Raw genomic sequence first — 3,130 nt, 5'->3', positions numbered from 1 at the left:
GTACATAAGCTTACGGGTTATTAGTACTACTCGACTATGACATTACTGCCTTTACATCTATAGCCTATCAACGTGGTCATCTCCCACGACCCTTAAAAGAAATCTCATCTTGTGGTGGGTTTCGCGCTTATATGCTTTCAGCGCTTATCCCTTCCAAACGTAGCTACTCTGCGATGCCACTGGCGTGACAACAGATACACTAGAGGTTTGTCCAATTCGGTCCTCTCGTACTAGAATCAGATCCACTCAAATTTCTTGCGCCCACAGTAGATAGAGACCGAACTGTCTCACGACGTTCTGAACCCAGCTCGCGTGCCACTTTAATGGGCGAACAGCCCAACCCTTGGGACCTTCTCCAGCCCCAGGATGTGACGAGCCGACATCGAGGTGCCAAACCCCCCCGTCGATATGAGCTCTTGGGGGAGATCAGCCTGTTATCCCCGGCGTACCTTTTATCCTTTGAGCGATGGCCCTTCCATGCGGAACCACCGGATCACTATGCTCTACTTTCGTACCTGATCGACCTGTATGTCTCTCAGTCAAGCTCCCTTATGCCATTGCACTCTACGCACGGTTACCAAGCGTACTGAGGGAACCTTTAGAAGCCTCCGTTACTCTTTTGGAGGCGACCACCCCAGTCAAACTACCCACCAAGCAATGTCCCCCGCAACGCGGGGTTAGGCCTCAGATAAACAAAGGGTTGTATTTCAACAATGACTCCACAACGCCTAGCGACGCCACTTCACAGTCTCCAACCTATCCTACACATCATTTATCCAAGGTCAATACTAAGCTATAGTAAAGGTGCACAGGGTCTTTTCGTCCCACTGCGGGTAAGCGGCATCTTCACCGCTACTACAATTTCACCGAGCTCATGGCTGAGACAGTGTCCAGATCGTTACACCATTCGTGCAGGTCGGAACTTACCCGACAAGGAATTTCGCTACCTTAGGACCGTTATAGTTACGGCCGCCGTTTACTGGGGCTTCAATTCAATGCTTCTCCGAAGATAACATCTCCTCTTAACCTTCCAGCACCGGGCAGGTGTCAGGCCCTATACTTCATCTTACGATTTTGCAGAGCCCTGTGTTTTTGATAAACAGTCGCCTGGACCTCTTCACTGCGGCCAGCATTGCTGCTGGCGACCCTTCTCCCGAAGTTACGGGTCTATTTTGCCTAATTCCTTAGCCATGAATCTCTCGAGCACCTTAGGATTCTCTCCTCGACTACCTGTGTCGGTTTGCGGTACGGGTACTTATTACCTGAAGTTTAGAGGTTTTTCTTGGAAGCCCTTAGGCGCACTATCTCTTTGTCCGAAGACTCCGAGTACTATCGTATTTCCCCAAGCCGCGTGGATTTGCCTGCGCAGCTTATAGGTAGGTACTTCAACGAACTATTCCGTCAGTTCGCGGCGCTTTCATCACTCCGTCACCCCATCACAGTAATAACTAGTACGGGAATATTAACCCGTTGTCCATCGACTGTCCCTTTCGGGTTCGCCTTAGGTCCCGACTAACCCACAGCTGATTAGCATAGCTGTGGAAACCTTAGTCTTTCGGTGTGCGGGTTTCTCGCCCGCATTATCGTTACTTATGCCTACATTTTCTTTTCTCACCGGTCCAGCATACCTTACGATACACCTTCTACCCTGTGAGAATGCTCCCCTACCACTCCATAATTTAATATGAAATCCATAGCTTCGGTAATACACTTATGCCCGATTATTATCCATGCTCGTCCGCTCGACTAGTGAGCTGTTACGCACTCTTTAAATGAATGGCTGCTTCCAAGCCAACATCCTAGCTGTCTGGGCAGACAAACCTCGTTCTTTCAACTTAGTGTATATTTGGGGACCTTAGCTGATGGTCTGGGTTCTTTCCCTCTCGGACTTGGACCTTAGCACCCAAGCCCTCACTGTTATGAAACATTATATAGCATTCGGAGTTTGTCAGGAATTGGTAGGCGGTGAAGCCCCCGCATCCAATCAGTAGCTCTACCTCTATATAACTTTACGCATAACGCTGCACCTAAATGCATTTCGGGGAGTACGAGCTATTTCCGAGTTTGATTGGCCTTTCACCCCTACCCACAGGTCATCCGAAGACTTTTCAACGTCAACCGGTTCGGTCCTCCACTGTGTGTTACCACAGCTTCAACCTGCCCATGGGTAGATCACACGGTTTCGCGTCTAACACTACTGACTAAAGCGCCCTATTCAGACTCGCTTTCGCTACGGATCCGTGGCTTAACCACTTATCCTTGCCAGCAACGTTAACTCGTAGGCTCATTATGCAAAAGGCACGCCGTCACCCCACGAAGGGGCTCCGACCGCTTGTAAGCGTATGGTTTCAGGATCTATTTCACTCCGTTATTCACGGTTCTTTTCACCTTTCCCTCACGGTACTGGTTCACTATCGGTCTCTCAGGAGTATTTAGCCTTAGCGGATGGTCCCGCCAAATTCAGACAGGATTTCTCGTGTCCCGCCCTACTCAGGATACCACTATCGATTATATCACTTACTTATACAGGGCTATCACCTTCTTTGGCTTTACTTTCCAGTAAATTCTAATTCGCTTTACATCAAATGTCGTGGTCCTACAACCCCAATAATGCCGTAACATCATTGGTTTGGGCTAATCCGCGTTCGCTCGCCACTACTTACGGAATCACTTTTGTTTTCTTCTCCTCCGCCTACTTAGATGTTTCAGTTCAGCGGGTTTGCCCACCTATCGGTGTACTATGTCTTCAACATAGTGGGTTGCCCCATTCGGGTATCTACGGATCATATCGTGTGTGCCAATCCCCGTAGCTTTTCGCAGCTTATCACGCCCTTCATCGCCTCTGAGAGCCAAGGCATCCCCCATACGCCCTTATTTTGCTTATTGTACCAATCCTAAAATTAACTAGGACCGTTTCTTTTACTTGTCTAATGATAAACAAGCAAAAAATGCTTTCTACTTTTTATTATTTTCTTATCTCAATATGTCAATGAACTTTTATCCTTTCGGATCTGTGGAGAATAACGGAGTCGAACCGTTGACCTCCTGCGTGCAAGGCAGGCGCTCTAGCCAGCTGAGCTAATCCCCCATTTCTAAATTTAGAATGTTGAATTTTGAATTAATGTGTAAT

At 48.1% G+C, this 3,130-nt stretch carries 1 tRNA gene and 1 rRNA gene; both read right to left on the bottom strand.

The annotated features are described in order from the left end of the window. Positions 1-2,886: ribosomal RNA gene (locus ACNQGX_RS18220) — 23S ribosomal RNA — on the bottom strand. Positions 2,887-3,014: 128 nt separating this feature from the next. After that, positions 3,015-3,088: transfer RNA gene (locus tag ACNQGX_RS18215), tRNA-Ala, on the bottom strand. Between the last annotated feature and the right edge of the window lie 42 nt (positions 3,089-3,130).

This window comes from Flavobacterium glycogeni, from assembly GCF_048286775.1.
GTDB lineage: Bacteria > Bacteroidota > Bacteroidia > Flavobacteriales > Flavobacteriaceae > Flavobacterium.
The sequence above is the reverse complement of the archived record's forward strand: the minus strand, read 5'-3'. Positions and strand labels throughout refer to the sequence as shown.